28 protein-coding genes are annotated in these 26008 nt (G+C 60.6%); 12 read left to right on the top strand and 16 right to left on the bottom strand.

Annotated features, from left to right (window positions below):
• On the top strand, window positions 1-280 hold a 280-nt coding region (locus BMX94_RS10905), incomplete at its 5' end, for an IS3 family transposase (protein WP_143052262.1).
• 335 nt (window positions 281-615) lie between these two features.
• On the opposite strand, the gene BMX94_RS06650 is transcribed toward BMX94_RS10905, so the two are convergent.
• The 12 genes from BMX94_RS06650 to BMX94_RS06590 all read right to left on the bottom strand — a co-directional run bounded on the left by BMX94_RS06650 (window position 616) and on the right by BMX94_RS06590 (window position 14986).
• Window positions 616-1035 carry an iron chaperone gene (locus tag BMX94_RS06650; protein WP_091005001.1) on the bottom strand — a complete coding sequence of 140 codons (420 nt, stop codon included), beginning with the start codon at window positions 1033-1035 and terminating at the stop codon, window positions 616-618.
• 147 nt (window positions 1036-1182) lie between these two features.
• On the bottom strand, window positions 1183-1980 hold the full coding sequence (locus BMX94_RS06645) for an ADP-ribosylglycohydrolase family protein (RefSeq protein ID WP_091004999.1): 798 nt from the start codon (window positions 1978-1980) through the stop codon (window positions 1183-1185).
• A gap of 1189 nt (window positions 1981-3169) precedes the next feature.
• A complete protein-coding gene (locus BMX94_RS06635) occupies window positions 3170-3388 on the bottom strand; it encodes a hypothetical protein (RefSeq protein ID WP_286160049.1) in 219 nt (72 codons plus the stop codon).
• Window positions 3389-3455: 67 nt separating this feature from the next.
• A complete protein-coding gene (locus BMX94_RS06630; protein ID WP_091004996.1) occupies window positions 3456-3941 on the bottom strand; it encodes a hypothetical protein in 486 nt (161 codons plus the stop codon).
• 111 nt (window positions 3942-4052) lie between these two features.
• Entirely contained in the window at window positions 4053-4502 is a 450-nt protein-coding gene (locus tag BMX94_RS06625; RefSeq protein ID WP_091004994.1) for a hypothetical protein, read from the bottom strand.
• A gap of 36 nt (window positions 4503-4538) precedes the next feature.
• A complete protein-coding gene (locus BMX94_RS06620; protein WP_218138468.1) occupies window positions 4539-5735 on the bottom strand; it encodes a hypothetical protein in 1197 nt (398 codons plus the stop codon).
• Window positions 5736-5800: 65 nt separating this feature from the next.
• Complete coding sequence (locus tag BMX94_RS06615; RefSeq protein WP_091004990.1) at window positions 5801-8983, bottom strand: type I restriction endonuclease subunit R; 3183 nt, start codon at window positions 8981-8983, stop codon at window positions 5801-5803.
• Between the two features lie 8 nt (window positions 8984-8991).
• Window positions 8992-9933 (bottom strand): abortive infection family protein, encoded by a 942-nt coding sequence (locus BMX94_RS06610; protein ID WP_091004988.1) that lies wholly within the window; start codon window positions 9931-9933, stop codon window positions 8992-8994.
• Window positions 9930-11057: a restriction endonuclease subunit S gene (locus BMX94_RS06605; RefSeq protein WP_091004986.1), complete on the bottom strand. Its 1128-nt coding sequence runs from the start codon at window positions 11055-11057 to the stop codon at window positions 9930-9932. Before BMX94_RS06605 ends, BMX94_RS06610 begins: the two co-directional genes overlap by 4 nt.
• Entirely contained in the window at window positions 11044-12666 is a 1623-nt protein-coding gene (locus BMX94_RS06600) for an N-6 DNA methylase (RefSeq protein ID WP_091005024.1), read from the bottom strand. The genes BMX94_RS06605 and BMX94_RS06600 overlap by 14 nt, the downstream gene beginning before the upstream one ends.
• A gap of 50 nt (window positions 12667-12716) precedes the next feature.
• On the bottom strand, window positions 12717-13238 hold the full coding sequence (locus BMX94_RS06595; protein WP_091004985.1) for a hypothetical protein: 522 nt from the start codon (window positions 13236-13238) through the stop codon (window positions 12717-12719).
• Window positions 13235-14986, bottom strand: a complete 1752-nt coding sequence (locus tag BMX94_RS06590) for an N-6 DNA methylase (protein ID WP_091004983.1) — start codon at window positions 14984-14986, stop codon at window positions 13235-13237. Before BMX94_RS06590 ends, BMX94_RS06595 begins: the two co-directional genes overlap by 4 nt.
• A gap of 566 nt (window positions 14987-15552) precedes the next feature.
• Between BMX94_RS06590 and BMX94_RS06580 the strand changes: the two genes are divergently transcribed.
• From BMX94_RS06580 to BMX94_RS06530, 11 genes are all read left to right on the top strand, one after another.
• On the top strand, window positions 15553-15765 hold the full coding sequence (locus BMX94_RS06580; protein WP_091004979.1) for a hypothetical protein: 213 nt from the start codon (window positions 15553-15555) through the stop codon (window positions 15763-15765).
• Between the two features lie 108 nt (window positions 15766-15873).
• Window positions 15874-16002, top strand: a complete 129-nt coding sequence (locus BMX94_RS10750) for a hypothetical protein (protein WP_286160048.1) — start codon at window positions 15874-15876, stop codon at window positions 16000-16002.
• A gap of 160 nt (window positions 16003-16162) precedes the next feature.
• Window positions 16163-17098, top strand: a complete 936-nt coding sequence (locus BMX94_RS06575; protein ID WP_091004977.1) for a DUF4268 domain-containing protein — start codon at window positions 16163-16165, stop codon at window positions 17096-17098.
• 473 nt (window positions 17099-17571) lie between these two features.
• Window positions 17572-17850 carry a hypothetical protein gene (locus tag BMX94_RS06565; protein WP_143052285.1) on the top strand — a complete coding sequence of 93 codons (279 nt, stop codon included), beginning with the start codon at window positions 17572-17574 and terminating at the stop codon, window positions 17848-17850.
• A gap of 2 nt (window positions 17851-17852) precedes the next feature.
• Window positions 17853-18314, top strand: a complete 462-nt coding sequence (locus BMX94_RS10865) for a 4Fe-4S binding protein (RefSeq protein WP_091004972.1) — start codon at window positions 17853-17855, stop codon at window positions 18312-18314.
• Window positions 18315-18678: 364 nt separating this feature from the next.
• Entirely contained in the window at window positions 18679-19125 is a 447-nt protein-coding gene (locus tag BMX94_RS06555; protein ID WP_091004970.1) for a hypothetical protein, read from the top strand.
• Window positions 19126-19370: 245 nt separating this feature from the next.
• Complete coding sequence (locus BMX94_RS06550) at window positions 19371-19616, top strand: hypothetical protein (protein ID WP_143052283.1); 246 nt, start codon at window positions 19371-19373, stop codon at window positions 19614-19616.
• Window positions 19613-20635 carry a hypothetical protein gene (locus tag BMX94_RS06545; RefSeq protein ID WP_091004967.1) on the top strand — a complete coding sequence of 341 codons (1023 nt, stop codon included), beginning with the start codon at window positions 19613-19615 and terminating at the stop codon, window positions 20633-20635. Before BMX94_RS06550 ends, BMX94_RS06545 begins: the two co-directional genes overlap by 4 nt.
• 398 nt (window positions 20636-21033) lie before the next feature.
• Window positions 21034-21264, top strand: coding sequence for a hypothetical protein (locus tag BMX94_RS06540; RefSeq protein WP_091004965.1), 231 nt, complete (start codon window positions 21034-21036; stop codon window positions 21262-21264).
• 89 nt (window positions 21265-21353) lie between these two features.
• Window positions 21354-21605, top strand: coding sequence for a type II toxin-antitoxin system Phd/YefM family antitoxin (locus BMX94_RS06535; RefSeq protein WP_091004964.1), 252 nt, complete (start codon window positions 21354-21356; stop codon window positions 21603-21605).
• 4 nt (window positions 21606-21609) lie between these two features.
• On the top strand, window positions 21610-21906 hold the full coding sequence (locus BMX94_RS06530) for a Txe/YoeB family addiction module toxin (RefSeq protein WP_091004962.1): 297 nt from the start codon (window positions 21610-21612) through the stop codon (window positions 21904-21906).
• 36 nt (window positions 21907-21942) lie between these two features.
• Here BMX94_RS06530 and BMX94_RS06525 read toward each other — a convergent pair whose 3' ends face one another.
• The 4 genes from BMX94_RS06525 to cbiM are packed head-to-tail and all read right to left on the bottom strand — an operon-like array spanning window position 21943 to window position 25840.
• Window positions 21943-23148 (bottom strand): iron-containing alcohol dehydrogenase, encoded by a 1206-nt coding sequence (locus BMX94_RS06525; RefSeq protein ID WP_091004960.1) that lies wholly within the window; start codon window positions 23146-23148, stop codon window positions 21943-21945.
• Between the two features lie 14 nt (window positions 23149-23162).
• Window positions 23163-23915, bottom strand: a complete 753-nt coding sequence (locus BMX94_RS06520; RefSeq protein WP_218138467.1) for an energy-coupling factor ABC transporter ATP-binding protein — start codon at window positions 23913-23915, stop codon at window positions 23163-23165.
• Between the two features lies 1 nt (window position 23916).
• Window positions 23917-24768 (bottom strand): energy-coupling factor transporter transmembrane component T, encoded by an 852-nt coding sequence (locus tag BMX94_RS06515; RefSeq protein WP_143052282.1) that lies wholly within the window; start codon window positions 24766-24768, stop codon window positions 23917-23919.
• Entirely contained in the window at window positions 24755-25840 is a 1086-nt protein-coding gene (gene cbiM / locus BMX94_RS06510) for a cobalt transporter CbiM (protein WP_091004954.1), read from the bottom strand. The genes BMX94_RS06515 and cbiM overlap by 14 nt, the downstream gene beginning before the upstream one ends.
• Window positions 25841-26008 lie beyond the last annotated feature (168 nt).

Here is a 26008-nt window from a genome sequence, read left to right as displayed (position 1 = left end):
GTACATGACGGACGAGTGGGCGGCGGCGTGCGCCGCCGGCCACGTGACGCGCTCGATGTCGCGCAAGGCCAGGAGCCCGGACAACGCGAGGTGCGAGGGGTTCTTCGGCACTCTCAAGAGCGACTTCTTCCACGGGACCGACTGGCGGGGCGTGACGTTCGCGGAGTTCAGCGAGAGGCTGGGCTCCTACATCGAGTGGTACAGGGGCGGGAAGCCGAAGAAGGCGCTAGGATGGAGGACGATAAGGGAGCACCGTGCGGCGCTGGGTTACGCGGCGTAGCGGCGGTCCAGAGGAACGTCCGGGGTCCCAAACGCGCCAATATTGGGGGAATGCGGGGCCATACATAGGGTTAGAAGGAGCGCCGCGGGGGACCTCTGCTCAAAATTCGCGGTTGACGGCCCGTTTTGGGCGAAACGCCGAGTACGAAAACTCTAACTTTTTGCGGAACCGCAGGTAGGGAAATGTCACCTGCGGGGTGATACTAAGCAGAACCTCGAATTTGGGCCGTCAATGTCGATTTTTGTGCAGGCATGCGGCCCCAGACGGGCAGACGTGCCTCCGGCATCCTCCTCGCGAGGGGCACGCACGCTCCGTGCCCAATCAACAGCTGGCTTCTACCTGGGGTTTTGGGACTTCATCTCGTCGAGGCACCATGTGGCGAGGCGCGCGATGAGGTTGGCGTCGACCTGGCCGTAGGGGATGCGGATGCTCCCCTTGCTGTAGGCGTACCTGCCGTTTAGCTCATCTGCGAAGTGCTCGACGGCAGCATCCCCGGGGTAAAGCCCGATGTGACGCTTGTTGGCGGCAAAGTGGATGAGGTTGCGTCCCTGCCAGTACGTGGGCATGCTCCAGGAGATTCTCTCCTCTGCGTTGGGAAGGGCGGCCCTGAGGATGCCGCGCACGTGGAGAAGGTCCGGGCGCACCTCTTCCGACTGCTGGGCGATGTACTCGTCGACGGTGAGGGGCTTCTCGCCGCAGTAGTGGGACTGGTTTGCACGCGCGAACTCACGCCCGCATTTGGGGCACTTCCACATGGGGTCTCCTTGGGGGGTGGGCGTCCTAGTGGTGTCTACGGGATGAAGCGCAGGATAGGGCAAAGAGCAAAAAGCCGGGGGACTTCCCCAGGCACATGGAGGTAGCGGCAACACCACTACCAGCGACTTTATACCACGGATTGCACCTTAGAACAGGCACGCGTCGATGGTCGCCTTGCCGAGAAGCGCGTTGAGCCACTCGGTCGGAATGCCGCCCATGCCGTACGCGATGCCCGCGAGCCCGCCTGCCACCGCGGCCGTGGTGTCCGTGTCATTCCCAAGGTTCACGGCCGTAAGCACGCACTCGGCGTAGCTCGAGGTGTTGGCGAGGCACCACAGGGCGGCGCGCTCGGTGTCCAGCACGAAGCCGCCGGAGCGGACCTCGCTCTCTGGGACGCCTGTAAGGCCGCCCGCGACGTCGCGCGGTCCCTCGCCGGCGATGAGCCTGCGGGCCACGTGCACCATGCGGACGCACGCCTCGCGGGAGATGGCGTGCGCGTGCGTGATGGCGGAGACCGCGCGAACCTCGTCGTCGGTCGCGTCCGTGAACGCGAGCGGGAGGATGCGCATGAGGGAGCCGTTGCCGTTGTCGCGCTCGCCCGCGCGACCGCGCCCGGAGGAGAGCGCGTCGGCGGTGGTGCCGCCGATGTCGAAGAGGCCGCTCACGGTGTACGCGCCCTCGCGGTACCAGCGGACGAAGCGCTCCCGCATGTCGCGCACGTCGACGTGGCCCGTGGCGCGGATGCTGTCGCAGGTCGCGAGCGCCATGGAGGTGTCGTCGCTCCAGGTGCCGGCGGGCTGGTTGTGCGAGCCGTGCCCCACCATGCCCGTGCATTCGAACGTGCCGCGGGCGCGGAACTCGTATGGCATGCCGAGGGCGTCGCCCACCGCTTGGCCGTAGACGCAGTCGCGAAGGGTGGGGGAGTGCTGCTGCGAGGAGGGCATGGGGCTCCTTTCGGGTACCGGGTGTCACGGTGGCGAGGGGTGCGGGGCTATCGCTGCTGGTGCGTTGATACCTTAATTGTGTAGAGCAATGCGATAGGATCCAAGCGATGAAGACATACATACAGAGAAGGAACGGGCTGCCTCCGCTGCCGTTGGCGCTTAAATGCACTTCAAGTTCATGATCCGTGCACTCTCGCAGTCACTCTGGCTACTCACATTGCCACTCCTACGCTTCCTTGTCTACGGGCCGTTTGTAAGTAACAGATTGTCGCAGGTCTAACAGCTTGACCAACGTTGTAAAATAGCCTCAATAGCGGTGGAAGGCTTCGGTCGACACCTGGAAAAGCCCGATGCGTCGGGCTTTTCTTATGTCTCAAACTAATCTGCCGTCCCGCTCTTGATATGGCAATCAATGCCATGCTCCCTACAAAATTCCTCGACTTGGTGGTGCGGCATGGTAAAAGGCATCAAGCTCCCCATAGGAGCTCGACCTCCTGTCGTAGTGGACGCGTCCGAAGACTATCTTCAACAACAACATCAAGACGGGGGATCTTCCGGAGCAACGCCAAGGGCGGCTATAGCGTGATGGATTGACTTGTACATCGTTTTGGTGCGCGACAACATGGAACCACCGAGGAGCGGCCAGGGGAACAAGCCTAGCGACCAAGTCAGCTGTCCAGCTAGCGGAACAAACGTCGGGAATGATGTCGGTAATGTCGGTAATGTCGGTAATGGTGTCGGTAATGTCGTTGGGGCAAAGGCGTTGTCGGTGATCGAGAGAGCTGTTTTCGATGTAATCCAAGCGAACCCAATCGCGACAGCAAAAGAGATAGCGACTGCGATTGGCAAGAGCGAGCGACAAGTGGAGAGGGCCAGAGCGTCTCTGAGAGACGCCGGCCCCATAGAGTGCGTAGCGCAGGCGGCATACGGGGGCATTAGAAGGTGAAGCGATGGCATTGACAACTTGAACAGGAAGCTTAACAATGCTTCCCTCGGCTTCATGGCGTGCAGGATCTCGTGAAGCTCGTTCGCGGCAACTCTGCCGTCCCAAGTTTCGTGTTTTAGGATGTAGAGAAGCGCATACAGCAGCAGATAGAAGATAGTGGCCTCCGGACATGTCGCGCCGCCCGCAGCTCGATAAGCTCTGAGCTTGTAGCTCATTCACATCATGCTTCAGTGAGCGAGAAGTTCATCTTCGCCGGGAACCCTCATTGTCAACTGCTCCCACGTTTCGCGTGTAGTCACCGAGCCCCGTCACGGAGATCTTCGGAATCATGATCTCCTTAGCGTTGCGTCCCGCTCGCGTCATGCGTGCCGGCGAGTTCAGACACGAGCTCGTCGCCTCCTTCTGGTACACGCGGTCGAGGACGGTCGCGTAGTTCTTGATAGCTGCGATGTTGTTGGCCATGCCTTAGCCTTCCTTGCCCTCGTCGGCGAGGCCTGCGATTCTCTCCCAGTGCTTCATGTACTGGTCGTCAGAGCCGCCGGAGGTGCCGGCCGGCTCCAGACCGGTGGCGCAACCCTGGCTCGAGCCCTTTGTCTCGAAGAGCCACGGCTCCGCCTTCGCGAGCGCGGCCACGTCCTCCGTTGTGCTCCGCCAGGAGCGCCTTCGAGGTGGTGACGGACCGCGCGCCAGCGGACCTCAGCGCGAACTCCGTGCGCTCGTTCGCGAGGCGGGCCTTCAGGTCGGCGATCTCCTTGCCGAGCCTCTCCGTCGCCTCCGCCGTCTTGGCGGCCTCGGCCACCTTCGCCTGGAGCGCCTCGATTTCGACGTCCTTGGCCTTCAACTGTGCGGCGTAGTCGGTGTCGCCGCCGCTCACCGCGTCCGTCTGGGGTTCCTGCTGGTTCTGCCTCTGCTCCGCCTGCGCATCAACGCCCGGCTCCTGCCAGCCCTGCCGCTGGTTCTCGCCCTGCTCGACCTGGCTCTGCGCCTGCTGCACGCCACTGGACTCACCCTCCATTGCGACCGCCTTTCCGCGTCGGCGGACAAAGAGAAATGCCCGCACCTTCTAGGTACGGGCATTGTCCGGGGGGTGTCACAAGGGGGGTCCTCGGATGCGAGGGAGGCGAGCCTATTTGCAATCTTTCAGTATCGTGAGGAGACCTCTCTCGATTACATCCGGATATAGAAACTCCCTTACCTTGCCCTTGAAGGAGGCTGTTAGCTTGTTCCCTTCGATTGAAATGACATAGCCATGACCCAGCGTCTTGTGGATAGCCAAGGCGATGTATGACTCAGGGACTTTGTCCTCATTGCAGAATCTTGCGAGCGAGCCCTTTGTTTCCGCCTCAACTCCTTTGACGAAGATAAGCAGCTCTGATGGAACGAGGTCCGTGATCATCTTCTGGACCTTGCCGGTTGCCAGTGAGTAGCGTGTGTAGTTCAGGATGATTTTGCCGCCATGCCGTTCGGCTATGGGGGTGTTGTAGTGAATGAGCTGGTCGCCAACTAGGTGAAGCGACTTTGCCTCTCTTTGGGTAGCTCCATTGACGAATGCTTTCACTAATTCTGTCTGCTTCATTACGGCGAACTTCAATCGTTGAGTTTAGGAACGTGCTTAAGCGTTGGCCTTGCCATGCCCTGAGTAGTAGAGATTGAAGGCGTGGACTGTGGCGTGCATTATTCTGCCGTCCTCGTTATTCTGGATACGACAGCTCCACATGGTATGGCCACCCAGTTTCCCAACCCCAATTGCCCTTTCGTCCAGTGCTTCTTGGATGCCAGATAGAACCTTCTGGAAGTCACTGACCTCCTTGTTGAAGACGATGACGGAGACCTTCGTGTCGCGCCATGTCGTGTAAGAGAAGAGCTGTTCGATGGCATCGAGGAACTTCTTCTTGCCATGCCAGACCTTGCATTCGGCAATGTATGAAGAGTGATTCTCAAGCGGGATATGGATGTCGGTCTTCCCGTGGTTTCTGAACGTCTCGCCTGTAGCGTTCTCGTAGTGCGTGTTGAGAACAGAAAGCATGTGGTCGCGGAGCTGCTCCTCACCAAATGGGACATATGAACCAGGAGCACACTCCATCGAACTGCCGAAATTGTCGATGATATCAGTGATATGCCTATAGTCAGCGTCTGTGATGCTGTACGAGCACTCGGTTTCAGATGGCTGTGGCCTTGGATAGGTCAACTTTTTTCGGGCAGGAACAATGGGTTTGGCCATCGGAGCGTCCTTGACCACGCTCAGCGGAAGATTGAGGTCTTGCCGTAGGGAAATGAGTTTGTCAAGCTGGTCAATGCGCTTGTCTATAGCCTTCTCAACCTCGCTCCTGAGTGAGGCATTGAAACTTGCAACATCTGCATTCGCATGTTCAGCCTCATCCTTAAAGGCGTTTGCCTCCTCGTTGAAATGACCTTTGATTGCCTCGGCAGTGGCGTCACGTTGGGTCATCTCGTATGAGAGGCACACGTAACCAGCGTGGCCATTACTTGGATCAATAAGCCTATCAAGCCGGAACGGTCGAATGGTGCTAGTGGTTGGAGTGAATCTGAAGAGCCCCGTATCGCCAGTAAAGGGTACTTTGCAGGTTGCTCGGATGCCAGGTACATCAAGGTATTCGGGCTCGTCAGGTATCATTCTCGCCCAGTTGTTGTACTGTTTTACGGTCTTCTCGCCAAAATCGATAGACATAGCCTCGGGTTGTATAACGAGTGGCTCCACCTCGTATTTGGACACGAAGTAATCCACCCACTCGTCCCGACTCGTCCGGTCCATGTCTCGTGAGGTGAGCTTGCTGATTTCGTCCTTCATCTTGCGAAGGCAAGATTTCAACGCTTCAGTGAGATAACCGCTTTGAAAGCAATCGACTGTCACGTCTACTCGTCCTCGTTCCTCTTCATGTTCTCTGCCTGTTCGAGCACTTTTTGGAAAACCTCGTCGTCCCACTGCGGTGGGTAACCGTTCTTGTAAAGCAGTACGGTGAGCCCCATGCTCAGCTGGCTCTTGATGTCGTCGCGCGTCGACCAGTCTGCGAACTGGGCCTTGTCGTTCACGAGCTTCGCGATCTCCTTGGCAAGCGTCACGCACTTGTCCTCTGCGTAGGGGAAGCCGTGGTCGTCGCGCACCTTCACGAGGATGTCGTAGAACGCCTTCTCCTCATAGGTGATGCCCATCTGCTCGAAGGAGCTCCTGTCCTTCTCCAGGTCCTTCATGATCTGGATGAGCTGGTCCGAGAGGTCATCCACGAAGTCGGACACTACCTCGCTCGTGAACTGAAGGTTGTCACGGTTGTTGTAGGCCTCAACCACCTTGCGCAGACGCTCGCCGAACTCCATGGCCTTAACCTTGTTCGTGTGGCCGTACGTCCTTATTGCCTTGCGAACCATCTTGAGCAGCGCGTTGAACTTGGTGATAGGCATCTTGACCTGATCGAGTTCCTTGGAGAACTCGTCGCTGAAGAGGTCCTCCGTCTTCTGAGCGTCGACGATGCTCTCGACCCCGGTGCAGCTGATGGCCTTGGCCACCATGTCCTCGACCACGGCATTCATGGTCTCCGCGTCAGGGGTGTCGCCCATGGTCTGCTTGTAGATGATCGAGCGGATTGCTAGGTAGAACTGCGCCATCGAGGTCTCTCGGTCCGATAGTTCTCCCGAGGGGAAGCAGATGTTATAGGCGCTTTTGAGCACGCGGGTAAGCCCCATGAACCGTGTCTGCATCCTCTTGCTCGCCTGGACGTACTCGGCGGCGTTGTTCAGGCAGTCCAGGCGCTCCAGCGGCTTGCCCATGAGGAAGGGCGACGCGTCGAAGCCGCTCATGAGGTCATCCACCATGGCGAGGTGGTTGCGGAAGATTCCCAGCGTCACCGCAAGCTGGTCGATGGAGCCCTGATCATCGCCCCCATAGGTCTTGAGGGCCTTCATCATGTTGTCCTTGATGCCGATGTAGTCCACGACGAGGCCCTTGTCCTTGCCGTCAAACACGCGGTTCACGCGAGAGATGGTCTGGATCAGGGTGTGGCGCTGCAGAGGCTTGTCGATGTACATGACGAAGAGCGAGGGCACGTCGAAGCCGGTTATCCACATGTCGCACACGACCGCGATGCGAAAGTTCGAGTCATCATTCTTGAACTGCGTGTCCAGCATGGCCCGGTGCTCCTTGGTCCCGCACAGGTCCCAAAGCTCCTTGGGGTCGTCCTTGCCGCGCGTTGCAACGAGGTTGATCTTGGGGAGCTCTGTGAGCTCCTCCAGCTGCTCCTTGGTGAGCTTCGACTCGTCCTCGGCCTTGCGGGGAACGCCCCAATCGGGTCGTATGTTGAGAATCGCCTGGTAGAGGTCCCATGCGTGGAAGCGGTCGGAGCACACGACCATGGCCTTCTTGACCACTTCGGGCTGCTCCGCGCACAGGGCCTCGTAGTGTTGCACAAGGTCCGCTGCGAGCTTCCTGATGCGCTCCGGGTTGCGAAGGATCACGGTCATCGCGCTCATGGCGCGCTTGCTCTCCTCGACCTGCTCGGGGTTCGAGCCCTCGTCCTCGCAGCGGGAGTAGTACTCGTCGATCTTCCTGGTCTCCTCGTCGGAGAGTTGCACGCGGGCGAGGCGCGGCTCGTAGGCTATGCGCACGGTGATGCCGTCGTCGCTCGACTCCTTCATCGTGTAGCGGTCCACTATGGGGCCGAACACGGCGAGGGTCTCGTCGATGGGCGTGCCCGTGAAGCCGGCGTAGGTCGCGTTTGGCAGCCCACGCCGCAGGTAGTGGGCGAAGCCGTAGCGCGTGAAGACGCCCTCGTCGGTCATCTTCAGGCGCGAGCCAACGCCAGTCTGCGTGCGGTGTGCCTCGTCCGAGATGCAGACGATGTTCGGGCGGTCCGAGAGCAGTCCCGTCCCCTCGCAGAACTTCTGGATGGTCGTCACGTACACCCCGCCGCTCGGCCGGTTGCGAAGCGTGTTCCCAAGGTCCTCGCGCGACTCGATGCTCCTCACGTCCTCCTCGTGCAGGTAGTGCTTGGCGGTCACGAAGAGCTCGGAGGTCTGGGTGTCCAGCTCCTCGCGGTCAACGAGGATGACGACCGTGGGATTGCCCAGCTCCTCGGTGCGCCTCAGCATCATGAGTCGCGTGAGGAAGAGCATCGCGTACGTCTTGCCGCAGCCGGTGGCGCCGAAGTAGGTGCCGCCCTTGCCATCCCCGGCGGGCCGAAGGTGCGCGCAGATGTGGTCGAGCATCCTGTTTGCGGCGAAGAACTGCGGGTAGCGGCACACGATTTCGGTCTCGTGCTTGTCGTCGTCGGGGAAGAAGACGAAGTCGCGGACGATGGCAAGAAGCCTCTCTGGCGTGAAGGCCCCCTTGACCATGGTACGCAGCGAGCTGATGCCGTTTCTCACGGCGTCCTGCTCGTCGGCCTTGTTCCAGGCGTAGAAGAATCGGTACGGGGTAAAGGTCGTTCCCAGCCTGTTGTTGGCGCCGTCGCTTATGACGGCGAGGCAGCAGTACTTGAGCAGGTTGGGAATGCCGCGGCGGTAGCGGATGGTGATCTGCTCCCAGGCGTCGTGTACGGTCTTGTCCTCCTCGATGGCGGTCTTGAACTCCCATATGGCAAGGGGGATGCCATTCACGAAACACAGAAGGTCTGGACGGCGCAGCTCCGAACCCTGCACGCTGTACTGGTTGACGATGAGGAAGTCGTTTGCCCCGGGGTTGTCGAAGTCAATGTACTCTATGTGTGTGGCGGGAAGCGAGGGGTCCTCCCGCTTGAGGTCGAAGCCCTCGTTGATGCGCCAGAAGGTCTGCCGCGCGCCCTCATAGAGAGGGTCGGCGGGTACGTACTTGATCTTGTTCACGATAGTGATGAGCTCGGTGTCGGTGAGCGAGAGGCCGGAATAGCGACTGAGGAGATTCGCCTTCAGGCGGTCCTCCAGGAGCACGTCGTCGAAGCGCCGGTGCATGGTCTTGCCGTTGACGTAGCCCCAACGCTCGTCGATCTCCTGAAACATGCTGATGATTGCCTGTTCCAGCTGGTCCTCTGTGAACTTTCCGTTAGCGTTAGCGCAGTCATACGTGTCCATAATGGAGCCTAACTCTCATTCGTCTGTTGTTGGTCCGCCCACTCGTCTATGAGGTACATATCAAGAGCGGCCGCAAGGTTGACTGCCAGGTTTGCAAGTGGCCTGTCGATGGGTGAGTTGTCCAAACCTGCTCCATGAGCGGCTGCATGATTGCGCAGGTACGGTAGTGACATGAGCACATTGCTTTTGAGGCCACCAGACGAAAGGCTGTCAGGCAGAGTCAGGTACGAACCCTCTGAAAGTCGTTTTGTCAGCATGTCAGCACTTTCGCTGCTCACCTCCTGGCCTTCCTCGGCACAGATGACCTTCATGACGCTCTCGTAGCTTTTCTCGGCGTTTGTGATGGCTTCTGGATAGTCGCCCTTCTTCAGGAATTCGACTGCTTTGGTCAACTCGTCATATGCAGACTGAAAAGCTGGGGAGGTATCCTTAAGCTCGTGAAGCCGCTCGAGTGCCTTCCTCTTCAGATCCTGCTCGAACTGCTGTGCGTCTATCTTGACCATGCGACCATCCACAAGGAGCCACGGCACGTTGTCTTCTTGGAACGCCGAGTTGATTTCTTTTCTGTATTCCTCCCGCCCGTCAGTTGGGGAGTCCGAGAGCTCATCGTACTGAAGCTCAATAAGGTCGAAGAGGTGGGGAGTGGGGAGATTTGCTATCTGGCCCTGCTCGTTGCTGTCCGTGAAGAAGCTATCGGACGCGAAGTCCATGATGGGAGAATAGCCAAGGATGTCGCTCAGGCGTCCGATGGCAGAGGCTAGAGCGTCGGTTTCCTCGGTCCAGCTGTCATATCTATTGGGGTGGTAGGCCTGGGGTTCGCGGAAGTCTTCGACCACACTTGCAAGCCTACGCCGGGTAGCGGAATCTATCTTGCCACACAAATCATCTTCTGACTCATCGTCACCGGTATGGAGTAGCCCTTCGCATCGTTGTGAGAAGACCTGTTTCATGGCTGCTTTAAAGCCTCCTCGATTGAGCCCCTGATGAGGATGGGACAGATTTCCCTGAGTTGCGTCTTTAGGCGCTTGTTGATTGCAGTTCTCGCGCGTAGGGCTTTGTAGATCGATGTTATGGCGACCTGTACATTAAACTCGGGAACCGGAATCTCAATGTCGAGGAATCGGTCGAGATCAAGGTTTGCGCGAATGCTTGCATCGCTCAGGAACCACCCGAGCCGGTCGGACTCTGGGCGGGAGAACCACGTCATAAGGTATTCTGCGGAAAGTGCGCTGCTTTCCTTCATGTGCAAAATAGAATAAGCAGGAGAAACAGCAATGCTGTCTTCACCTTCGTGGAGGGCAATGCGAATGCATTTGTCGCGCCCGGTTTGCATAGAGCTATAGGCTAGCTCGCCCGGAAACACAAGTTTGTAGTTGCGCAAGTCGTCGCTGCTGGCTTTCGAGGGCATAAACTCCTTGTTGATATTGATGCCATAGGCGCAATCAATTCTGTTGTCGCCATTGCGTCTATCGACCTCGCTGACGCAGTCGCCCACTCGAATCCGTTGAGACGAAAGCTTGCATCTGTCAAGCAGTGCATTGCAGGCAAGTTTGACATCATCGAGGCCGCTCTCATAGGCACGCTGGTTAGCAAGCATGGACTCGTAGATGGCGACATACTTTCGCTGCACGTCGATGGGCGGCAGGTCGACGACCGTGTCGCAGAGGTCTTCCCAGTTGAAGAACTCCGTCGAGCTACCCCATGAGTTCTGGATGACGTAGTGGTCGTACTCGGCACGACACACATAAAGATATAACCATCCTGGATACAGAATGTTCTTATCTGCGACGGAGAAGAGGACGTAGTCCTCAGTGACGATGTGGGGCACATTGTCGTAGTTGTAGGTAATGCTGAACTTCGACCCGTTGCGCGAAGTGCGGTGGTTGAAGAAAAACTCGCCGGGCTTGACGATTTGGAACTTGGTGAAGTTGCGTTTCGACACATCGGCCTTGGTGCGGATCATGAGCTTGAGGTTGTTTACGCCACGTACGTCGTCGATGCCGTAGATGCCATCCGCATTTGGCCGCTCTACGAGAGTAAGCAGCTCTCCCAGCCGCACCCTAGTCAATCCCATAGCCGATCCCCTCGAACGCGGCCTCTAGCGCGGCCTGGGACTCCTTCTCCTCGGCAAGCAGCTTGTGCATGTCGCCCTGGATGCGGGCCATCTCCTTCGGGTAGTCGATCTCGAGGTCGTGGTCCACGAACTCGATGTACTTACTCGGCGTAAGCGTGTAGTCGTGGGCGGCGATGCCGTCGGGGCCGTCAACGCTCGCCGACTTGCAGAGCTCGGGTACGTCCTCGTAGCCCTCGCCCGTCTGCCAGGCCACGTAGATGTCCTTGACGCGCTCGATCTGCTCGGGAGTGAGCACGGTCTTCTTCTTGCGCTTGCCCTTGTCGTAGGTGTAGGTCTCCACATTCTCGTCCCACGTGCGAAGGTCGCAGAAGAGCACCTCGCCGCGCCGGTCGCGCAGTCTGCGGCCGTCCTTCGTGCCGCCGGCCTTGTCCATGTTGAGGATCCACAGGGTCACCGAGATGTCAGTCGTGTAGAACATGTCGCGTGGCAGCACGATGATTGCCTCGACCTTGTCGTTCTCGATGAGCTTGCGGCGGATCTCCTGCTCGGTGCCGTCGGCGTTGAGCGCGCCGTTGGCGAGCAGGAACCCTGCCACGCCGTGCGTCACGTCGAGCTTCGAGAGGATGTGCAGAATCCAGGCGTAGTTGGCGTTGGCGACGGGCGGCAGGGCGTAGCCGCGCCAGCGCGGGTCCTTAGTGAGCTCGTCCTCGTCGCGCCAGTTCTTGAGGTTGAAGGGCGGGTTGGCCATCACGTAGTCGGCCTTGAGGTCCGGGTGCTTGTCGTTGGTGAAGGTCGATGCGTTCGCGTCGCCCAGGTTGCAGGCGATGCCGCGGATGGCGAGGTTCATCTTGCATAGGCGCCAGGTATCGGGGTTGCTCTCCTGGCCCACGACCGAGATCTTCGAGCTGTTGCCGTGGTGGCGCTCCACGAACTTGCGCGACTGCACGAACATGCCGCCCGAGCCGCAGCACGGGTCGTAGACGGTGCCCTCGTAGGGCTCGATGAGCTCGGCGATGAGGCGGACGATGCAGGCCGGCGTGTAAAACTCGCCGTCCTCCTTGGAGCTTCCCACGGCGAAGATCTGCAGGAAGTACTCATAGACGCGCCCGATGAGGTCCTCCTCGTGGAAGCGCGTCTCGCTGATCTGGTTGATTGCGTCTATGAGCGCCTTGATGGAACGAATCTCTGCCCCGAGCGTGGCGAAGAGCCCGAGCGGGAGGGCACCTTTGAGGGCGGGGTTGATGTGCTCGGCCTCCGCCATCGCGTTGTCAATCTTCACTGCGATGTCATTTGCGCCGGCGTTCTTCACGAGGTAGGACCAGCGTGCCTCTTCGGGAAGGTAGTAGACGTTTGCCGCATTGTAGAATGCGGGGTCCTCGAGCATCTCGGGCGGGCAATCGTCTAGGCCGTACTGCTCCTTCAGGACGTTGGGTAGCTCGCGGCGCCGCGCCTCGAACTTGTCCCCTGCGAACTTGAGGAACACGAGGCTGATGACTGCGTCGCGGTTCTTCTCGATACTTCCAACGCCGCGAAGCGCTACTCTGCAGTTCCAGAGCGCATCCTCGAGGGTAAGCTCCTTCTGCTTCTTGGCTTTGGCTTGTCTAGGCATGATGCGTGTCCATTCCATCAAGTCTCATATAGTGAATCGTATCAAGCAATTCATATCTTTGGGAGTTCGTCCAACGCCTGGGCAAAGCTGTTGTTCGTGATCTTCAACCCATTGGCATCATGCATCCTGATGACGGGGGGATACGTCTCCGGATGGTTCTCCATCTCCGCAATCGCGCTGGACGCGTCTCGCTTGCCGGAGGTGCTGTGAGGCATGGGGCCGACGAGGACGGCGCGGTAGGTGAGGGAGTCCCGCAGCTTCGGGAAGGGGTAGCACTTGGCTCTCTCGTAACCAAGGGCAAACTCGATGTCCTTCCCCGAGATTCCATGCCTCTTTGCGATGCTCCGGAGCCTGCTCTCGCTCACGACGCTCTCGCCGATGACGACGACCTTCGTCGGCACGACGTGCGCGCTGCCGTCGTCCCCGACGAGGTCCCCCATGCCGAGGAGGCGGAGCAGCTCGCCAAGCTCCCCCGTGCGGTTCGCCCGGGAGAGTGCGGGGAGAAGCTCGTCGCCGATCCGCTCGCTGACCGCCTTGTGGAGGTCCTCGAGCTCGTAGAGGGAGAGCGTCAATGTCCCATCTCCTCGTCGTACGAGGCCGAGAGGGCGGCGCGCGCCGAGTCGAGCCTAATCTTGAGCACGGCAATCTGGTCGAGGTCTGCGCGGTACCTCGCGGCAACGCGACGCTGGGTCTCCATGTCGGGAACTGGTAGCTGCACGTTTCTCAGGTTTCGGAGTGGGAGGTTGGGAATGGTGGTGCCCACGACCATGCATTCGAGGCTTCTCTTCCCGTCCTCGCTCGCGAGGAAAGCGGCGACGAAGTAGGGGTCAACGCGCTCGGTATCGACCCTGATGATGTAGAGGTTTCCGTTGGCGAGGACGGTCCTTCCGTCGGGCACGTCCGCCACCGCCACCTTGAAGGGGGCCCCGTTCTTGGAGAGGATGAGGTCCCCGCTGCGGAGCCACTGCCTCTCGGTGGAGGGGTCAACGCTCTTAAGGTGGGGCAGGTCGTCAGAGATGGACCCGTCGCTGATGTCGGCGAGCCTGAGGAAGTAGAGGCCTGTATCCTCGGGAGTCGTGAGGTCATCGAGGTCGGAGGCGCGGATGGAGGCACCGCGCTCTATGCTCACCGCGAGGTCGCCGAGGGGGGTCGGGTTGACGAGCTCGGGGGCCTCGTAGAGGTAGCGGGGTGCATAGAGGCTGTAGTCGCGGGTGGCGAGGTCCTCGCGGGACGCCAGACGGCTCATGTCGCCGTCCTGCGAGAGCCTGGCCTCGATTTTCGAAATCGCGTCGTCGGAAAGTGCATTCGTTCTGCGGCCGAGCGTGGCGAGGTCTGTGGCGTCGACGAAGCGGATGGGGCCGTCGTTCTTCCCCAGCACGAGGACGGTGAGAGGGATGGTGGTGTATGTCAAAAGCCCCTCGGGGAGCGCAATTGCGGCACGGACCATGCCGTTCTCGACGAAGTAGCGTCGCGTCTGGATGTCCCCGCCGTTGAACGTGGCGCCGTTCGTGACGATCACGACTGCGGTGCCCTCGTCGGTGAGGGAGTCGTACGCCAGCCTGCAGTAGAGCCAGTCGGCAGACGAGGGCCTTCCCATGGGGTCCGTTCCGTCGAGGAGGGGCTTAAGGTAAGACGTCGCGCCCTTGGCCAGAAAGGCGACTCGCATGCCGATGGGAGGCGCGTCAAAGACCCTGTCGAAGGTCCCCAGGTGCCCGCCAAGGAGGTCGTCACGGCGTTCGATGAGGTGCTCGGCGCCGACGAGGCTCATGCGTACCTCCGCGAGGCAAGCGCGCAGGGTGTCGGCGGAGTTCCCGTACACCCTGGCAGAGGGGTTGGCCTCAAGCACGTCCATCAGAAATGCGCCGTCGCCGCAGTGGAGGTCGGCGACATAGTCGTCATTCTTGATGTGAAGCAGGTCCACGACCAGCCTCTGAAGTGAGGGGGGCAGGTCGGGGTCCTTGAGACGGTCAAAGGAATAGCGCGTGAGGGGTTCGATCTCCCATCGCAGGACGATGTCCCTGAGCTCTTTGTCGGAGAAGTCTCTCATCAGGTCGCGGAACACGTCGACCGTGTCGTTGGAGACAAGGCTACGAAGGGTGGCACGGTGCTCAGCGCTGACGGGAGTCGAGTCTATGACATCGAGGAGGTTCCCGGAGGTGAGGCCCTCTGAGTTGAGCCCACGGTCGAGGGCGCGATAAGCGACGTAAGCGAATAGGTTGAGCGATCCGTCGCCAATGAAATCCTTGATACGGCCCCTAACGGCACCCGCAACGTTCCACAGCCTTGTCTGGATGTCGGCATCAGATTTGTCGTAAGCCAAGACAACCTCCTCGGTTATCAATAACCCAAATTGTTGGTTATAGAATACCAAGCAATGAGAAGACGTCAAGAGAAAAATTTTGGTAATCGATAACCAACGCTATTGGAAGCTTCTATGAGACGAACGAGAAGGAAGGGTTGGACCAGTCAGTGTACTCTCGCGAATTGCCTGCTACCGCTGTCTTCTCGTCCAGGAGCAGTGGTCTACACTCCCAGCACACCCGCACAGCAGGTATGACCGTGCGCCTATGTACCTGGTACACCCTGCCAAAGCCGTCTGTGTCCTGGTAGTCGTAGAGCTCCCCGACAGCCCGCATCCACGAGTCCCACTCCCGCACGTGCGGTTCCATGTCCTCCAGCGCCCGCGCTGAGTTCCTAGCCGCTCAGGTACGCCCTCACGTGCTCCGGCAACCGGTACATCTCCCTTCGATGTCGTCATGCGGACCCGCTCCCTCGCGTTTTTCATCGTCGCAAGTGCGAATTAATCTGACCACGATGCCGTTTGAATTGACGTGTCTCAGTCGAGCTGCGAAGGTCTTTCCGATTTACTCAGAGGAGGTGTTCGTAGTGAGCAGTGACGTCAAGAACGGCGAGCAGAACAGGGAAGTTCTCGGCCAGAAGAAGATGATTCAGGCGCTCGACGCGCAATCCAACCATGTGCGCTGGCAGATAGCTAAGTGCACCGCGGCTGGCCTCATCACGGGACTCGGCGCCTTGCTCGCCGCCATCCCAGCGAACATCCCCAGTGTTGCTTACGCGCAGGTGCACATGGTTGTCTAATTGCCCGCCCCGGCTGGCGCGACGTGAAGTCCAACCAGGCACAGACTACTGCGGAGTTGCCCTCGTCGGCGATATCGTCGCAGGTGTGTTCAGAAGGCGGGGGCAAAGGTGGGGGAGAAAACAGTCAGAATCGCCATCGAGAAGATTACTCGGGTGACCCTCACGAAGATCAACCAGCACATGGGCTTCCGCGTCGTTGCCAAGTTTGACGAGCAGGGAAGCCTTCAACCTTGGTAAGGCGGCGCCACTCATTGGTGGGACTGGTTAGTGACGATCTCAATGCATCCACGACCAACGTGATATCTCACAAAGCGACGAAACTCTTCCTCTTGAAGGAAGAGCTCGTGAAAGTGAAAATCGAGTAATCGGAGAAAAACGGGAATGGCGGACAGCGCGAATGAACAAGAAATACAACCTTGGCAAACTGGATGAGGTAGATCTGCGTACGGTTTGGCCACACGAAGCCCACGACTTCACGAAATGGCTGTCGGAAGATGAGAACCTGAATTCACTTGGGCTCTCCGTTGGTATGGAGCTTGAGCTTGTCGAGACGGAGTCCTCAGTGGGGTCATTCAATGCCGACATCCTTGCGCGAGAGAGCGGAACAGGGCGAACAGTCATCATCGAAAACCAGCTTGAGGATACCAACCACGACCACCTGGGAAAGATAATCACCTACGCCGCAGGTAAGGGTGCAGACGTTGTCATCTGGGTTGTGAAACATGCGCGGGACGAGCATCGTAAAGCTATCGAGTGGCTAAACGATCGCACTGACGACAACCTCGGCTTCTTCCTCGTGGAAATCGAGCTTTTGTCCATTGGAGGCTCACTTCCCGCGCCACGCTTCAACGTCGTGGAGCAGCCGAACGAATGGGCTAGGACAATTAAGCTTAGCGAGGGACTCAATGATACCGAACGCATCAAGCTCTCTTATTGGACCATGTACAAAGACATTGCGGAGAAGTCGCCCGAATTCCTCAAGGTCTTTAGCCCGCACAAGCCGGCTGCACAGCATTGGTCGGACCTTAGCTGCGGGTCTTCTGCATATCACATCGCTCTGCTCATTAACACACAGAGGAACAAGATTGGTGTCGAATTCTGTGTACCAGGCGACAAGGCGATAGGCCGCAAGGCGATCGAGAACGCTTCGACGTTCGAGGACCGCCTCGACCTCAAAGCGGAACCGTACGAAGCCAAGAAGGCCTCGGGTCTTCGCTTCTTCAAGGAGAACTGCAAGATAAAGGGTAATGAAAATTCCTGGCCTGGCTATATAAAGCAGCAGCTAGGGTGGGCTCTCGCTATGCGCGAGGTCGTCGACGAGCTCGGTCTGTAACGCTCTGGGCTTCGCACTCACCGCGCAGGACGTCGTCCCTCACGGTATATCGCACTGTATCGATCAAGTGGTCGTTCCCGTTCGGAATCTCGTCCACCCAGGTCCCGCCGCGGTCGCGCCCGAACTCCTCCAGTCTGAGCTCCTCGTAGGTCAGCGGGCATCGCACGGGTTCTATCACGACCTTGCGCAGTCCCAGCTTGCGTCGCCACACGACCATCGACGAGAGAATCATACAGATCCTGGCGAACAAACAGCGGATCTTCGACGCCTTCGCCGGCGCGCGGTAGGGGAGGGCTGCTCGCATCGCAACGTGCCCAGTGCCTCTCGCCCATGCCAGTCCCCCGCATAGAATGCGGCGGGAGAAGCATCCGCTCCGCCACGGCTCCGCCAGAATGTGGGGGGGCATGCAAACTCAATAAAGCGGGGCGTCGGAAGATGGTCCATTACTTCTCCGTGACGGGGACAGCAAGTACGTGGCCGAGAGGATTGTCGGGGCCTTGGGTGACGAGGCACGGAGCATCCAGGAGTGTGATGGGCATCTTTCTCGGCCGGACGTTATCGGCTTCGTCACGCCGACCTACGCCTGGGGCCTTCCCGAGATAGTGATGCGGTTATTCTCGGCGCTCGTGGCGGAGCAGCCCGGGTACGCCTTCTTCGTCGTCACCTACGGCACCACTCCGGGTTCACGGGCGAGCAGGAGAGGAAACTGCTGGGCGAACGAGGCTTCTCCCTGGATGCGCTCTTTAGCGTGAGGATGCCGGACAACTGGACGCCCACCTTTGACCTCTCAGACCCGTACAAGGTCGCCGAGACCAACCGCAAGGCCGACGAGGAGATTTCCGAGATCGTCGGGCGGATTGAGCGGCGTGAGTACGGCAACTTCGCAAGGCGCGCCATGCCCTACTTCACATCGCGAGTTGCCCTTCCCGAGTACGAGAAGATGCGTAAGACGTCCCACTTCACGCTGGATGACACCTGCATAGGCTGTGGGCTCTGCGCAAGGAAGTGCCCCGACCAGGCCCATCGAGATGAGGGATGGGCGGCCCGTCTGGGTGAAGGAGCGCTGCATCACGTGCCTGGACTGCCTGCACCGCTGCCCCAAGTTCGCCATCCAATACGACGGCAGGACCCGCGAGCACGGCCAGTACCGGCACCCGAGAACGGGGGTTTGATCCGGGGCGCTTCTCGGGCCGTCGCTCTCGGACGACCTGTATAGCGCAGCGCTTCTCGCCCGCAGCATCGACGCCTCGTACGCCTACGAGGGCTACGACGCCTGTCGAGTCGAGGACCTGGGCCACAACGGTGCCAAGGGCCCCGTGCGGTGAGGTTGGGGATTTCGCGCTTTCTTGCGACTTGCATGCGGACTTGGTTCGAGGAGAATAGCTCCTTTTCTTAAACGAGCTCTGCGTTTGCCCAGTTGGCGGGGAGTCGATTTAAGAATAGGAGCTATTCTCCGTGATGCGGACGGCGTCGGGGGTGGCCCGACCTGGGCACCCGATGCCCTAATTAATGTCGCGTGGGCGAGAAATAATACAACCAGTTGGGTTCTTCGTCATCTAGCGGTGAGGAGGGCGCGAGGTATGGGCCGCTTGTTCGAGTGGCGTTGCAGAGACTGCGGTGCCGGCGAGGGCTTCCTTTGCGGCGGGGGCTTCTCGGACTTCAATCCGGCGGACGTGGTGGAGCAGGCCGAGCAGGGTGACCTTGGGTCGGCGATGAAAGTCCTGCTTGGAAACGGCGTCCCCGATGGGTGGACGGTGCAGCGAGAGAATTCTTACTTCGAGTGCCCTTCCTGTGGAGAGGTGGTTTTGGGCATTTCGCTGAAGATTGACGATGGCGGCAATGGCTGGTTGGAGTATCACGCCATCCCTGAGGAGTGCCCCTCGTGCGGAGAATCGCTGCGGGTCGGAGAGTGCGTGCCTTCCATGAGCGAGGAGGAACTTTCGGCCCGCTGCGAAGGGTTTGTCTCTGCGGGGTGTCCCAAGTGTGGCGGCAAGAACGTCTCGGCCTCCTACGGATCTTGGGATTGAGGGGGTGGTCTGCATGGCGAAGAATGACGCGCGCGATGACGGAACTTGGTACCAGCTTGGCTTCCCCGAGCCCGAGCGCGAGGAGTACCTGGCGTTGCATGCCGAGAGGCCCACGGAGGTTGGTCCGTCAGATAGTCGGGCGCTGCTCGAGGGGTTTGACTTTCTCGTATTGGTCTCCCACTCGTTTTTTCCGTATCGGCGAGCGCCCGGTCGTCGTGATCTGGAGGCGGAACGGGGCGGTGGACGTGATTGCCCGAAGTGCCGATCGCGCGGTAGACCAGCGCCGGACCCTTGAGGGCGCGGCTGCCGAGAAGCTCTTGTCCGCGGTGCTGGCGACCCATGCGGACACCTGGACAGAGCCGTTTGAGCCCGAGGATCCCGTGCTTGATGGCTATAGCTGGAGCATGACGGTCTATGCGGGGCTGCCGCTTGCGTGGGATGGGGAAGAGATCGCGTTTGCGTGCGCTAACGAGAAAGGTGACCACGAATGACGAGTGCAGGTGGCAATGCGGGCAGGGGCATTGAGGTCGTTGCGTCGGATGTGCAGGCGGTTCGCGGGTCAGCGGTGTGGTGCGCTACCATGCAGGTCTGCTGGGACAACATGCTGGAAACGCTTTGTGGCGGCGGTCCGCTGAACCCGCTTGTGGGTACAAACGAGCTGGTCAGAGCACTCAATGCTAGCAGGCTTGGGAGGGGTGCTTTGCCCAAAGATCACTTCTATGCCTATTCCGGACCAAAGAACAATCGGGCGAGAAGAGAGATAGAAACCGAGGTCAGGCGTCTCTTTGGCCAATCGAGCGAGGTTCTCGATCAGATCGACTGGTCGGAGCCTTCTCCGGGTATGACCTCGTTGCTTTTCTATTGCATGCTGTATCGCAAGTTCTCGTTTCCTGTGCCGTTTGGAGTTTGCGAAGACGAGCCTTGGGGAGACGGGGACGCATGCGTCACCTACTTTGAGGCGGACGACCCGGACCGACGCCTTAGCCGTAAGATGCGGCAGCAGGTGAAACCCCTTTACTACAAGGACAGGCAGCATCACGCGGTGAGTCTGCAGACCAAAGAGGGGGACAGCGTCGTGCTTGTTCGCTCGCCGAGGGGAGGCTCCTTCTCGGAGATGTGGGCAAATATGCTTGACCAGGCAAAGCGTGCCGACAGCACCCAGACTCGTCCCCTCGACGATCAGGATTTCTTCATGTGTCCCAATCTCTCTCTGAAGCTATCAAAGGAGTTCCACGAGCTAGAGGGGCAGGAGTTTCTCAATGCCAAGGGTCAGGAGTGCATCATTGACCAGGCACTCCAGACCATTGGGCTGAGCCTCGACAACGAGGGCGGCGAGGTCAAAAGCGAGTCCGCGATTGCCGCTTGCGCCACTGGAGCGCTTGATTTCTCGCACGAAAGACACTTTGACTACGACGGCAGGTTCGCGCTCTTTCTGGTTGCCGGGGAGGCACGCGCGAACTCGCATCCCTACTTCGCACTTCTCGTCGACGATATTCGGCTGTTCAAGTAGCGCTAGGAATTCCAGCGGGCTGCGAGCCCGCTGTGCCCCGCGTTGTGCCCCCCATGCCCGGCGACCTCGCGGAGAATAGCTCTTTTTTCTTAAATCCGGTTTCGCCCAACTGGGCAAATGCGATTGTTCTTTAAGAAAAAGCGATGTTCTCCGGGGGGCACAACGCTTGAGCCGACGAATCGCCATGGCTTCCATGGCTGCCCGCAAGACACCCCCGTGCAGGGGGCTATCGGGCGTGGCCCCGGACGTTCGTACCGTTACTTTGCCCTAATGTCGATTTTTGTGCAATGGCCCTTGGGAGTGCGGGCATGCGGGGCTCTCTGTGTTGCGGTTGCAACAGAACCCATCGGGCGAAGGGGCGCCCCGGAGCGCTACAATCCCCTCAGCAAGACAAGCGCATGGGATTCCAGCGGCCCTCCGTGATCGACGCCAACAGGCTGGGACTCACGGGTGCCCCGAAGGATCCCAAGGCGGTGCTGGCCGTTGTGGGCTGGCGCGGGCCCGTGGATCGCACGATTGTCGCCGGCAAGTCCGTGATGAAGAACGGTCACCTGCTGGGCATCGACGAGGAGCGCGTGGCTGCCGAGGCAAACGCCTGCTGGCGTCGGTTTGTCGAGAAGAACGCGTAGCGAGGCTGGCGCTCTACTTGCCTCCGTACTTCTCGGGTATAATTCCGTACGTTAAAGCGTACGCTCTGAAAACACGGGGGAGGCATTCTATGACATCCATCAGCGCAACTGCTCTCCGCAAGGACCTCTACAACACCATTGACCGCGTCAACGAGGACTGCACTCCCATAGCCATCACGAACAACAGGGGAAAGGGCGCGGTGCTCGTCGGCGAGGACGAGTGGGCGTCAATAGAGGAGACTCTCTACCTCATGGGTATCCCCGGCATGGCCGAGTCGCTCATCGAGGGGCGTGACGAGCCGGAGGAGAACTGCGTCTCCGAGTCCGACCTCGACTGGTAACGCCATGTGGCATGTAGAGTTCACCCGCCAGGCTGCGAAGGATGCCAAGAGGTTGAAGGCGGCCGGGCTCGACGAGAAGGCTAAGGCGCTTGTGGAGGTGGTTCGCGAGAACCCCTTTGGTACGCCACCCGCATACGAGGCGCTGGTAGGAAGCCTTTCCGGTCTCTACTCGAGGAGAATCAGCCTTCAGCACCGCTTTGTCTACTCCGTGCAACGCGAGCCCGTCGATAGGGACGGTGTGCGGTACGACGGTGTCGTGAGGGTCGTACGGATGTGGACGCACTACGAGGGGGTTCGCTAAGACGCGCCGGGAGTACCACGGCGCGCCCCGGTGCCCCTAGAACGCCGAGAGGTAGATTGCGCGTGCGTCGTCCATGGTAAGCGGCCTAAGCTCACCGAAGCGCTCGCCCTTGTTCTGGCGCAGGGTCTCCAGCCAGCCGTCGACCTCCTCCGGGGCAAGCCCAAGGTCGTCCAGCGTGCGCGGCATGCCCAGTCCCACAAAGAAGCGCTGAAGCTCGTCGATGGCAAAGGTGATGGCGTCCTCGGTTGCCTCGTCCGTCTCGTCCACCGGCTCCACGTCAAAGACGCCTTGCGCAAAGGCAAGGAAGCGCTCCGGGTTCGAGCGCCACACGTAGCGCATCCAGGCGGGGAGAATCACGGCCAGGCCAGCGCCGTGCGTGACCTCGGGGCGGTGCGCGGAGATCTCGTGCTCCAGGCCGTGGCTCTCCCAGCCGCCGGCGCGCTTCTCCGGCGCGGAGGAGCGCCCGCACCCGCAGAGGTCGTTGTGGGCGAGCGTGCCCGACCACATGATCGTTGCGCGCGCGTTGTAGTCGTCGGGCTTCTCAACCACGGTGTTGGCGGCGTCGATCACCGCGCGGATGATGCCGCAGGCGATGTTGTCGGTCACGGGAACAGGACCTGCGCCGCTAAAGAAGCGCTCGCAGATGTGGCAGATGATGTCCACCGCGCCCGCCGCCGTCTGGTACTGCGGCAGCGTGAAGGTGACCTCGGGGTCGAGGACGGCCACGCGCGGACGAAAGGCGTCGCCGTTCACGCCGCGCTTGAGGTTGAGTGCGTCGTTGCTAATGACGCAGGAGGCCGAGGCCTCGGAGCCCGCGGCGGGGATGGTGAGCACGCATGCCACCGGCAGGCAGGCGCCAATGGTTGCCTTCTTCGAGAAGAAATCCCAAACATCGCCCTGGTAGGGGGTGCCAAACGCGATTGCCTTCGAGCAGTCGATCACAGAGCCGCCGCCCACGGCAAGGATGAGGTCGACCTTCTCGGCGCGTGCGACCTCGATGCCCTTGCGCACCAGGCCAACCTCGGGGTTGGGGCGCACGCCGGAAAGCTCCACGTAAGTGACGCCGGCGGCGTCGAGCGATGCGGTCACGCGGGCGAGAAGACCCGTCCTCACCACAGAGCCGCCGCCGTACACCAGAAGGACGCGCTTTGCCCCAAGGGCGGCGACCTCCTCGCCAATCTTATCGGCGTAGCCACGGCCAAACACGAAGCGCGTGGGGGACTGGAAAACAAAGTCGTTCATAATGCCGCCTTCCGCTAGCGGTTGAGGTGAATGTGGGGACGGTCCTCATAGCCATGGTAGTCGCCAAAGTACACAAAGTAGTCGGCGACCTCGTCGGCAAGGGACTGGTCGTGCGTCGCCACCACGAGCGTCTTGCCCGCGCCCTTGAGCTGGCGCAGAAAGCCCAGCAGCCACTCACGCGTGCGCTGGTCAAGGCCGTTGAGCGGCTCGTCAAAGCAGTAGGCGTCGGGGTTCATGGAGAGCACGCAGGCTATGGCCACCTTCTTCTGCTCGCCGCCCGAGAGGTTGTAGGGAGCGCGGCTGCGTAGGTGTTCGATGCCCAGGAGCTGGCACACGTCGTCCACGCGGCGGCTCACCTCGGCCTCGTCGAACTGCATCTGGCGCGGCCCAAAGGCAATCTCCTCCTCGACGCTTGCGCAGAAGAGCTGGGAGTCCGAGTCCTGGAAGATGAACCCCACCCGCTGGTGCAGCGACTTGGAGAACGCGGGGTTGTGCATGCTTGCGCTGTCCACGACCCTGCCGTCAAAGAGGTAGCTGCCCTCCTGGGGAAAGACGAGCCCGCACATAGCCTTGAGCAGCGTCGACTTGCCAGAGCCGTTGTCGCCCATGAGGACGACGGAGTCGCCGGCGTCAATGGTGAGGTCGATGTGCGAGAGGACGGGGCGATCCTCGTACGCAAAGCAGAAGTCGCGGAACTCCATCAAGGGGTGGGAGCTCTCGTGCTGGGGATGATGTAGCGACTGCGGGTGCGTTGAGGTATGGACCATGCTAGGCCACCCCCTGCAGGTAGACGAAAAGGACGCAAACAGCCGCCACCGCAAGGATCCAGGCGATGTCGACGCGCTTGTAGATGTCGCGCGGGACGGCGCGGTACTCGCCCTCGAACCCGCGGCAGCGCATGGCGTCGGCGGTTGTGCGCGCCGCCTTGTTGGCCTTGAGGAACGTCACGCCGCCCACGCCGCCCATGGAGGCGCCCTTCTCGCGGTTCTTGCCAACGCTGCGCAGGTCAAGCGCGCGCAGAACCTCGGTGGCAACGCTGCCCAGCGTCACGATGCTCTTGAGCGCAAGCTCGAAGGTCATGATCACCAGGTTCGAGACGTGGTAGGTGCGGAGGGCCCCCGTCAGCTGGTGGACGGGCGTCGAGAGCGCGACAACCATGGCAACCCCCACGCAAACCAGCACCTTTGTCCCCACGAGCAGCGCCGATTGTGGCTGGCCAACGAGAAACGCAGGAAGCATGACCAAGGCGCTCACGCCGGCCGCGGTGAACGAAACGCCGACGGCACGGCGTAGCGCCTTGGACGGCAGGGCAGCCATCCTCAGCAGCACTGCCGCCGCCATCACCAGCGTGAACGCAAAGTTGGAGCTGAGCGACGTCATGAGGATGAGCGCGAGGCCGCAGGCGAGCTTCACGGGTGCCGAGGGCGAGAAGGGCGTGGTCTGCCCGTCGTCGATGCGCAGGCGCGACAGCACCCCGGTAAGCGAAAGCAGGCTCTTCTGCACAAAGCCGTCGCGGTCGGAGGCGGGCTTATATGCCTCCGGCTGGGCGAGCCAGGTGGGAAGGGGGCTCGCCGGCGTTGGTGCGCCGCTTGGTGATGGCCTGTCGCTACCTTGTTCCAAAGTCCACCTTCGACTTCATCCCGGCGGCTATCGCGCGAAACACAATGACGAGCAGAGCGACTCCAATGACGGCTGAGAGCACGTAGCCGGCCCAGTCGGGCAGGGCGCCAAGCGAGTAGTCCGGCAGAAGCGAGCTCCACTCCCAGCCTGTGGCCATGCCCGCGGGGGTGTAGCCGACGCTCTCGGCGATGTCCTCGGTTGCCCATTCGCCCCAGGCGTCGCCCGTGGCGAGAAGCCCCAGCGGCGTGAGGACAACGAGCGCGACCAGCAGTGCGGCGAGACCCGCGCGAGCCCTGCGCACCTGGGACTGGGGGAGGGTGGCACCGTTCGCGGAGCTGCCGGCGGTGGCAAGCGCGCTGCCCGCTCCAAAGGAGGGAGCAACCTTCCTCACGTAGGCGAGAATCCCCACCGTGAAGATTGCCTCGGCGGCGCCGGCCACCGTAAGGTGCCCGGCGAGCATGGCGGGAATGGAGACCCACAGCGGGTAGGGGCAGTACAGGGCCTGTCCCGCCGCGTTCAAGAAGAGCAGCGGCTGGATGCCAAACTCGATGGCCGCGCACAGGGCGGCAGCGTTGATGCCCACGTACGACCCTATGCCGGCAGCGACAAGCTCGAGCGCTGGTGCCTGCGCCCGACCCTGGTGCGCCTGGGACCCACCGGCGGACGACCTGCTCGCGAAGGCGCGCATGACCAGCACGTATATGCCGTAGCCAACCATGGGCAGCACGAATGCCATGTTGAAGCAGTTGGCGCCCAGGGCGAGAATGCCTCCGTCGCCAAAGAGGACGGCCTGGATAACGAGGGCGATGGATATCGAGAGCACCGCCGCCCAGGGGCCGAAGAGTATCGCCACAAGGGTCCCGCACACGGCGTGGCCGGTGGTGCCGCCGGGGATTGGCACGTTGAACATCATGGCGAGGAAGCTGAACGCCGCGGCTACCCCCAGCAGGGGGACCTTCTCGCGTGGGACGGTCTCGCGAACCTTGCGGGCGGCGTGCAGCCACACCGGCACCATCACGACTCCCATGACCCCGCAGGTGGAAGGGCTGAGGTAGTTCTCGGGTATGTGCATCTTCTCGCCTCATCCGTTTTGAGGTTGCCTAGTGGAAGGTTGACGCGGGCTTCTCGCCCCGGCTTGCGCCGGTGCGCGGAGCTGCAGCTCGCGTATCACAGGCTACCCGAAACGGGCGAAACGTGCACGAACCGAGCGCCGAGAACCACGACGCGCGACGCAAGGATC

The organism is Olsenella sp. KH3B4 (genome assembly GCA_900111695.1).
Taxonomy (GTDB): Bacteria; Actinomycetota; Coriobacteriia; order Coriobacteriales; family Atopobiaceae; genus Tractidigestivibacter.
This window is presented reverse-complemented; position numbering and strand designations above follow the sequence as displayed.

What these genes read in the sequence shown, in the direction of transcription:
- BMX94_RS10865 (WP_091004972.1), top strand. Translation starts at nt 17,853, where the DNA reads ATGCCGGACAACTGGACGCCCACCTTTGACCTCTCAGACCCGTACAAG.
- BMX94_RS06610 (WP_091004988.1), bottom strand. Translation starts at nt 9,933, where the DNA reads ATGAAACAGGTCTTCTCACAACGATGCGAAGGGCTACTCCATACCGGT.
- BMX94_RS06635 (WP_286160049.1), bottom strand. Translation starts at nt 3,388, where the DNA reads ATGGCCAACAACATCGCAGCTATCAAGAACTACGCGACCGTCCTCGAC.
- BMX94_RS06540 (WP_091004965.1), top strand. Translation starts at nt 21,034, where the DNA reads ATGGGATTCCAGCGGCCCTCCGTGATCGACGCCAACAGGCTGGGACTC.
- BMX94_RS06520 (WP_218138467.1), bottom strand. Translation starts at nt 23,915, where the DNA reads ATGGTCCATACCTCAACGCACCCGCAGTCGCTACATCATCCCCAGCAC.
- BMX94_RS06525 (WP_091004960.1), bottom strand. Translation starts at nt 23,148, where the DNA reads ATGAACGACTTTGTTTTCCAGTCCCCCACGCGCTTCGTGTTTGGCCGT.
- BMX94_RS06620 (WP_218138468.1), bottom strand. Translation starts at nt 5,735, where the DNA reads ATGAAGGACGAAATCAGCAAGCTCACCTCACGAGACATGGACCGGACG.
- BMX94_RS06575 (WP_091004977.1), top strand. Translation starts at nt 16,163, where the DNA reads ATGAACAAGAAATACAACCTTGGCAAACTGGATGAGGTAGATCTGCGT.
- BMX94_RS06615 (WP_091004990.1), bottom strand. Translation starts at nt 8,983, where the DNA reads ATGGACACGTATGACTGCGCTAACGCTAACGGAAAGTTCACAGAGGAC.
- BMX94_RS06645 (WP_091004999.1), bottom strand. Translation starts at nt 1,980, where the DNA reads ATGCCCTCCTCGCAGCAGCACTCCCCCACCCTTCGCGACTGCGTCTAC.
- BMX94_RS06650 (WP_091005001.1), bottom strand. Translation starts at nt 1,035, where the DNA reads ATGTGGAAGTGCCCCAAATGCGGGCGTGAGTTCGCGCGTGCAAACCAG.
- BMX94_RS06555 (WP_091004970.1), top strand. Translation starts at nt 18,679, where the DNA reads ATGGGCCGCTTGTTCGAGTGGCGTTGCAGAGACTGCGGTGCCGGCGAG.
- BMX94_RS06605 (WP_091004986.1), bottom strand. Translation starts at nt 11,057, where the DNA reads ATGGGATTGACTAGGGTGCGGCTGGGAGAGCTGCTTACTCTCGTAGAG.
- BMX94_RS06625 (WP_091004994.1), bottom strand. Translation starts at nt 4,502, where the DNA reads ATGAAGCAGACAGAATTAGTGAAAGCATTCGTCAATGGAGCTACCCAA.
- BMX94_RS06535 (WP_091004964.1), top strand. Translation starts at nt 21,354, where the DNA reads ATGACATCCATCAGCGCAACTGCTCTCCGCAAGGACCTCTACAACACC.
- BMX94_RS06600 (WP_091005024.1), bottom strand. Translation starts at nt 12,666, where the DNA reads ATGCCTAGACAAGCCAAAGCCAAGAAGCAGAAGGAGCTTACCCTCGAG.
- BMX94_RS06630 (WP_091004996.1), bottom strand. Translation starts at nt 3,941, where the DNA reads ATGGAGGGTGAGTCCAGTGGCGTGCAGCAGGCGCAGAGCCAGGTCGAG.
- cbiM (WP_091004954.1), bottom strand. Translation starts at nt 25,840, where the DNA reads ATGCACATACCCGAGAACTACCTCAGCCCTTCCACCTGCGGGGTCATG.
- BMX94_RS06545 (WP_091004967.1), top strand. Translation starts at nt 19,613, where the DNA reads ATGACGAGTGCAGGTGGCAATGCGGGCAGGGGCATTGAGGTCGTTGCG.
- BMX94_RS06530 (WP_091004962.1), top strand. Translation starts at nt 21,610, where the DNA reads ATGTGGCATGTAGAGTTCACCCGCCAGGCTGCGAAGGATGCCAAGAGG.